The sequence below is a fragment of the Stenotrophomonas sp. NPDC077659 genome, from assembly GCF_050268705.1.
Taxonomy (GTDB): domain Bacteria; phylum Pseudomonadota; class Gammaproteobacteria; order Xanthomonadales; family Xanthomonadaceae; genus Stenotrophomonas.
Genome location: NZ_JBNNHG010000007.1, coordinates 51,879 through 58,329, shown reverse-complemented (window position 1 = coordinate 58,329; position 6,451 = coordinate 51,879). Strand labels below are relative to the sequence as shown.

Genomic DNA, 6,451 nt, shown 5'->3' with positions numbered 1-6,451 from the left:
GGCCGTCGATCAGGCGCACGCGCCCCTGCTTTCGGCGGTAGCGGCCCCAAGCGCGGAACGGAGCGGCTACCAGGCTCCACAGCAGCCACAGGACCAGCACGCCGATCACTGAAAGCAGGGCCACCTTGGGCAGGTTGCTGTGGTAGTCGTAGCCGCCGTAGCGCAGGGTCACTTCGCCGTAGCGGTTCAGGTCATCGGTGCCCAGCCATTGCGCGGCGACCACGCCGATGGCCACGGCCAACAGCAGTACGACCAGGGATTGCAGGGGTTTCATCGGGCATTACCTCCGGTCGGTCTGGGAGTGCTGGTCTGGGACCGCAGTTGTTGCAGGGTGCTGCCAAGCACGCTGCTTTCGGCCTGCAGGGGTGCCTGGCGCAGGGCCTGAAGTTCAGCATGTTGCGCGCGCAGGCCCGGTGAATCCGGCCAGCGGCGCTGTGCCCAATGGGCCACACGGTCAAGGGCCGCATCGCGGCCGCTGAGGTCGCCACGTTCAATTGCCGCGCGCGCCAGAGTCAGTTCCAGCTGCAGCGCGTCATCGGCGGCGGTGCGTTCGGCCTGGGTCAGCGGGCCATTCAGGCGGCTGGGGGTGATATCCACGAAGGGGGCCAACGCCGCTTGCCACCAAGGCTTGGCGGCCGCGTCGGCCGGCGAGGGCGGCAGTTCGGAAGGCAGCCCCTGCAGCGACTGGGCGACCGCATCCAGACGATGCAGTGCCTGCACGCGCGGGCCCGTGCCCAACGCATCCAGTGCCTCACGTTCCTGCACCAGCGCCTGGCGCAGGTTCAGCCCCTCGTTGTCGGGCAGATCGGCCAGCGCGGTGGCAGCCTGTGCATACAGCCGCCGCGCGCCGTCCACATCATCGGCGAAGGCCAGACGCTGCGCGGCCTGGGTCAGCAGCAGTTCTGCCTCGTCGCGCTGCACCGCCTGGCGCCCTTGGTTGGCGCTCTCAGTCAGCCGGGTCAGGTTCTCTTCCAGCAGCGCGCTGCGCTGGGACAGGCCCAGCATTTCATCGCGCAGCACGCGGTTGGTGGCCGCCGCATCCTGCAAGCGCTGGCTGGTGGCGCGCTGGTCGCGGCGCAGGGCATCGACGGTGGATTCCAGGCCCTTCAGCTGCACGGCGGTGGTCTGCGCTTGTGCCTGCCGGTCGTGCTGTGCCTGCTGCCAGTAGTGCCAGCCGGCATAGCCACCGGCGCCCAGCACCACCACTACCACGGCAAGCGGCAGCAGCCAGCGCGCAGGGCGGCGGGTGGGTGCAGGTGACAGGGTGTCGTTCATCGGGCTTCCTTGTCGGCGGCGTCGCCGGATCGGTTCCGGCAGGCAGCGTGACGTACAGCATCACCGTTGGCGATGGGCCCGGCAAGCGTGCGCCGGGCGCCTGTTCAGGTCGCTGCCGGGGCCGTGAGCGCGGCGTGTGCGGCGGCCGTCATCTGGGAGACGGTGGGGCCTTCGCTGCGCACCACCCGGCTCAGCCCCAGAGCCTGCGCCTGATCGGCCAGACGCGCGCTGGCGGCCAGTACGATCGCCTGCTCGCACAGGCGCTGCTGCCAACAGGGGGACATCTGCTGCCAGAACCGCTGCAATGCCTCGCCGCTGCTGACCGCCAGCAGCCACGGCGGAGCCGAGCGGGCCAGTCGCGCCAGTTGTCGCCTCGACACTACCCGCGGCACCCGCTGGTACACATCGGCGCGAATGATCCGCGCGCCGGCCGCCTCAAGCTGCGCGGCCATCAGGCCACGGCCGCCCGGTGCGGTTACCAGCCCGATGTCCTCGCCGCGCACATCGGCCAGCACCGGCAGGCCCAGCAGGCCTTCGCTGTCCATCCGCTGCGGCGCATGCACCTCGGCGATGCCGTGCGCGTGCAGGGCGCGCGCAGTGCCTTCGCCCACGGTCAGCCACGGGCCGCGCTGGGCGGCGGGCAGGGCACGCAGCGCCGCAGCGGCCTCCACCGCAGCCGGGCTGGTGAATACCACGCGTGTGCAGGCCAGTGCCTGGTTCAGCCGCTGTTGGACCGCCTCACCCTGCAGGCGCCTCAGCCGCCACGGCGGCAGCGCCACGGTGGCCCCGCCCAGCATGGCTGCGGCCCGCCTCAGTCCGGCCTGCTGCCCCTGCGGGCGCAGCGAAATCAGGGTCCAGCCAGTGGGTATCGTATGGTCGGCCATTGACGTCATTATGCGGGCCCTTCGTTGTCGTGGTTGCTGCTTGATGCCCGCTGATGCTCTGACCTCCTCGCTGGCCGCCCTGCAGGACGTGCTTGATTGCATGCCGGCGGTCCGTGCGATGCAGATCCGCCTGGACGGCTATGCCGACGGCGTGCTGCGCATCACCGCGCCGCTGGCGGCCAACGTCAACGACAAGGGCAACGCCTTCGGTGGCAGCCTGGCCTCGGTGCTCACCCTGTCCGGCTGGGCGCTGGTCAGCCTGCGCCTGCGCCTGGCCGGGCACAATGCCGAGGTCTACGTGGCCGACAGCAACCTGCGCTACCTGGCCCCGGTCTACGAAGACCTGCACGCCCACGCCGAAACCGCTGAAGCCGGCAGTTGGGACACTTTCCTGGCCACCTTCCGCCAGCGCGGCAAGGCCCGCATCAGCATCGTCGCCCGCCAGCCGGGCGCCGATGGCCGCTCGGCCGCCGAACTGAGCGGTCGCTTCGTTGCCTTCGCCAAAGGGTAGGATGGCAGGCTGACGTCCTGGGGAAACCACCGATGCGCCGCCTGATCCAGATCCTGATGTGCTCCCTGCTGCTGGTCAGTGCCGTGGCCAGTGCGGCTGGCGGCGATCTCACCCGCAAGCAGCGCAAGCTGCTGGAAGAGACCCAGATCGCCTACGGCGCGACCATCCGCTGGGGCAGCATGGACGATGCCATCGGCTACCTGGACCCGCAGCTGCGCAAGGACAAGCCGATCACCGAGTTCGAGCTCAACCGTTACGCGCAGCTGCGCGTGTCTTCCTACCGCGAACGCAGCAGCGCGTCGCTGGAAGGGGGCGAGGTGGAGCGCCGGGTGGAAATCGGGGTGATCAACCAGAACACCCAGGCCGAACGCACCGTGGTGGTGGTTGAGCGCTGGCGCTGGGATGCCCAGGCCAAGCGCTGGTGGCAATCGGCCGGCCTGCCGGACCTCTGGAAGGGGCAGTGACGGGCCCCCTGCGGCTTGTGCGACAATCGGCGCCCGCTTAATCGACCCGTGACCTGAGTGAATTACGAAGAGTTGCTGGCCTTTGCAGGCCGAAACCCGATGCTGTCCGCCGCCCTGGTCGGCCTGACCGTGGCCCTCATCGTCACCGAAACCCGCCGCCTGTTCCGGGGCTACAAGGGCATCAAGCCTGCCGAGCTGACCCACCTGATGAATGCCGGTGGCGCGGTGGTGGTCGATCTGTCCCCCAGCGGTGACTTCGAAAAGGGCCACATTGCCGGCAGCCGCAACGCCCAGGCCAGCGCTTTCGGCCCCGAGCACAAGCTGGTGGCCAATGCCAGGCAGAGCCCGGTAGTGCTGGTGTGCCGCAGCGGCAACGCCTCTGAAACCGCCGCCAAGGCGCTGAAGAAGGCCGGTTTCGAGAAGGTCTTCGTGCTGGAGGGCGGCATTCCCGCCTGGCAGCAGGCCGAATTGCCGCTGGTCAAGGGCCGCAACTGATCGCAGGGCATGGCGGAACTGGCCTTGTATGCGCCAGCCGCCGCCCCCAATCCTGTAGTTCGACACTCGTTTTAATCGCATTCATTGGAGTTACTGGAAATGTCCGAAGAGACCACCAACGGCGCCGTTGCGCCGGTCGATGCCGCCGCCGGCCCCGCGTTCACCGTCGAGAAGATCTACGTCAAGGACGTTTCCTTCGAGTCGCCGAATGCCCCGACCATCTTCAATGACCAGGTGCAGCCGGAACTGCAGCTCAACCTGAACCAGCAGGTGCAGCGCCTGGGCGAGAACGCCTTCGAAGTCGTGTTGGCCGTTACCCTGACCTGCCAGGCCGGTGAGCGCACCGCGTATGTGGCCGAAGTGAAGCAGGCCGGCGTGTTCGGCCTGGTCGGCCTGGACCCGCAGTCCATCGATGTGCTGCTGGGCACCCAGTGCCCGAACATCCTGTTCCCGTACGTGCGCCAGCTGGTCAGCGACCTGATCCAGGCTGGCGGCTTCCCGCCGTTCTTCCTGCAGCCGATCAACTTCGAAGGCCTGTACGCAGAAACCCTGCGCCAGCGCCAGGAGCAGGGCGACGCACCGTCGCTGGCTGACTCCGAGCCGGTCGGCAACGCCTGATCCCTGCTGCGACGTCACGGATGAGCACTACCGCTGACAAGATCGCCGTGCTGGGCGCCGGTTCCTGGGGAACCGCGCTGGCCACCCTGCTTGCCCGGCACGGTCACCCGACCGTGCTGTGGGGGCGCGATGCCGCCGTGGTCGACGCCATCGACCAGCGCCACGAGAACCCGCGTTACCTGCCGGGCATCCCCCTGCCGGAAACGCTGCGCGCCACCACCGACCTCGCGTCGGCGGTGGAAGGGGCCGCCTGGATCCTGGTGGTGACCCCGTCGCACGCGTTCAATGAAACCGTGCGTGCGCTGGCACCGCTGCGTCCGGCCGGTGCCGGCGTGGCCTGGGCCACCAAGGGCTTCGAACCCGGTTCGGGCCGCTTCCTGCATGAGGTGGCGCGCGAAATCCTGGGTGACGACGTGCCGCTGGCTGTGGTTACCGGGCCGTCGTTCGCCAAGGAAGTGACCCTGGGCCTGCCCACCGCCATCACCGTGCACGGCGACGTGCCGGAATTCGCGCAGGCCGTGGCCGAAGCCATGCATGGCCCGGCATTCCGCGCCTATACGGGCGATGACATGGTCGGTGCCGAGCTGGGCGGCGCGATGAAGAACGTGCTGGCCGTGGCCACCGGCGTGGCCGATGGCATGCAGCTGGGCCTGAACGCCCGTGCCGGCCTGATCACGCGTGGCCTGAACGAGATGCTGCGGCTGGCCGCCGCCATCGGTGCCAAGCCGGAAACCCTGATGGGTCTGGCCGGCCTGGGCGACCTGGTGCTGACCTGCACCGGCGACCTGTCGCGTAACCGCCGCCTGGGCCTGGCCCTGGGCCGCGGGCAGACGCTGCAGGATGCCGTGCGCGAAATCGGCCAGGTGGTGGAATCGGTGCAGACCGCCGACGAAGTGATGCGACAGGCACGCCGCCATGGCATCGACCTGCCCATCTCCGACCGCGTGCGTGCCGTGCTGCACGGCGAGCAGACGCCTGAAGAAGGCCTGCGCGCCCTGCTGGCGCGCGAACAGAAACCGGAATACCCGGACACGCTGTTCAAATGAATCGAAAAGCCCCGGCCACGCGCCGGGGTCTTTTTACGGATGAAACCCGACGGTAGCGCCGGGCCATGCCCGGCGGAATGCCTGCACCGCGTAGAATCCCACCACCGCGCCCCACACACCCAAGGACAGGGAATGACGTCTCGCAACATTGGCCTCTCATGGATGATCGCGCTGCTTGCCGCGTGTTCGCAGGCTCCGGCACCGCAGGCGGGCACCGATGCCGCGCCGGCCGCTGCAACGCCAACCGACGCGCCAACCGACGCGCCAGCCGCCGCCGCCGTGGTCGAACCCGAACCGAACATCGAAGACGATGTGAACCCTTCGGTGTGGGACAACGAAGGCGAGCCGGAAGAACAAACCCCCGGCGCGGAACTCACCTGCAAGGACAATCCGCTGGCCACCCACTTCTTCACCCTGGTGGGCGGCAACACCGTGGACGACTGCGGCCGCGAGGACGCGAAGGTGCTGGCCGCGTTCAACGCCCTGATGCAGAACACCGCATCGGCCGAAGCCAGCGACAAGGACATTCCCTCGCTGCGCAAGCGCCTGCTGAGCGGGCCCAGTGGCCCGGGCGAGCTGGTGATGATGCAGGGCGAGCCGTGGTGGTTCTACACCGCCTGCCAGGCCCACGATTGCCCGGGTACGGCGCTGGCGATGCTGTACTCGCCCGCGCAGTCGAAGATGGTCGGGCGCCTGACCGCGCGCTGCCGGGTGTGGTGGCTGGGAGAGCCGACGGCTGCACAACGTGAGCAGATCGCGCAGCTGCGCCCGCTGGATGATGCTGCGTTGACCGAAGACAGCGCGCTCTGCGAGTGATGCAGCTGTAGCGCCGGGCCACGCCCGGCGGACTGCATGACCGCGCGTGGCTCATCCACGCATGGCGTGGATCTACTTCGGCAATCGCACAGGTAGCGCCGGTCCATGCCCGGAGGAATGCCGGCACCGCGCGTGGTGCATCCACGCATGGCGTGGATCTACTGCGGCAATCGCACAGGTAGCGCCGGGCCGTGCCCGGCGGAATGCCGGCACCGCGCGTGGCCCATCCACGCATGGCGTGGCTCTACTGCAGCAATCGCACAGGTAGCGCCGGGCCATGCCCGGCGGAATGCCGGCACCGCGCGTGGTGCATCCACGCATGGCGTGGATCTACTGCGGCAC

Annotated in this window: 9 protein-coding genes; 6 read left to right on the top strand and 3 right to left on the bottom strand. The window is 68.9% G+C overall.

What is annotated here, in order from left to right:
- From ACQKDV_RS02375 to ACQKDV_RS02365, 3 genes are all read right to left on the bottom strand, one after another.
- A partial coding sequence (locus ACQKDV_RS02375; RefSeq protein ID WP_427782185.1) for a heme biosynthesis HemY N-terminal domain-containing protein occupies positions 1-274 on the bottom strand: 274 nt, incomplete at its 3' end.
- Complete coding sequence (locus ACQKDV_RS02370) at positions 271-1,275, bottom strand: uroporphyrinogen-III C-methyltransferase (protein WP_427782184.1); 1,005 nt, start codon at positions 1,273-1,275, stop codon at positions 271-273. The genes ACQKDV_RS02370 and ACQKDV_RS02375, both read right to left, overlap by 4 nt.
- A gap of 104 nt (positions 1,276-1,379) precedes the next feature.
- A complete protein-coding gene (locus ACQKDV_RS02365) occupies positions 1,380-2,168 on the bottom strand; it encodes a uroporphyrinogen-III synthase (RefSeq protein WP_427782183.1) in 789 nt (262 codons plus the stop codon).
- A gap of 31 nt (positions 2,169-2,199) precedes the next feature.
- Here ACQKDV_RS02365 and ACQKDV_RS02360 point away from each other — a divergent pair, with 31 nt between their 5' ends.
- The 6 genes from ACQKDV_RS02360 (at position 2,200) to ACQKDV_RS02335 (ending at position 6,109) form a co-directional block, all read left to right on the top strand.
- Positions 2,200-2,670 (top strand): YiiD C-terminal domain-containing protein, encoded by a 471-nt coding sequence (locus tag ACQKDV_RS02360; protein ID WP_427782182.1) that lies wholly within the window; start codon positions 2,200-2,202, stop codon positions 2,668-2,670.
- A 32-nt stretch (positions 2,671-2,702) separates the two neighbouring features.
- A complete protein-coding gene (locus ACQKDV_RS02355; RefSeq protein ID WP_427782181.1) occupies positions 2,703-3,134 on the top strand; it encodes a hypothetical protein in 432 nt (143 codons plus the stop codon).
- Positions 3,135-3,191: 57 nt separating this feature from the next.
- On the top strand, positions 3,192-3,629 hold the full coding sequence (locus ACQKDV_RS02350; protein WP_427782180.1) for a rhodanese-like domain-containing protein: 438 nt from the start codon (positions 3,192-3,194) through the stop codon (positions 3,627-3,629).
- A 99-nt stretch (positions 3,630-3,728) separates the two neighbouring features.
- Positions 3,729-4,247: a protein-export chaperone SecB gene (secB, locus tag ACQKDV_RS02345; protein ID WP_108757939.1), complete on the top strand. Its 519-nt coding sequence runs from the start codon at positions 3,729-3,731 to the stop codon at positions 4,245-4,247.
- Between the two features lie 20 nt (positions 4,248-4,267).
- A complete protein-coding gene (locus tag ACQKDV_RS02340) occupies positions 4,268-5,293 on the top strand; it encodes an NAD(P)H-dependent glycerol-3-phosphate dehydrogenase (RefSeq protein WP_427782179.1) in 1,026 nt (341 codons plus the stop codon).
- A gap of 132 nt (positions 5,294-5,425) precedes the next feature.
- Entirely contained in the window at positions 5,426-6,109 is a 684-nt protein-coding gene (locus tag ACQKDV_RS02335) for an Ivy family c-type lysozyme inhibitor (RefSeq protein WP_427782178.1), read from the top strand.
- Positions 6,110-6,451 lie beyond the last annotated feature (342 nt).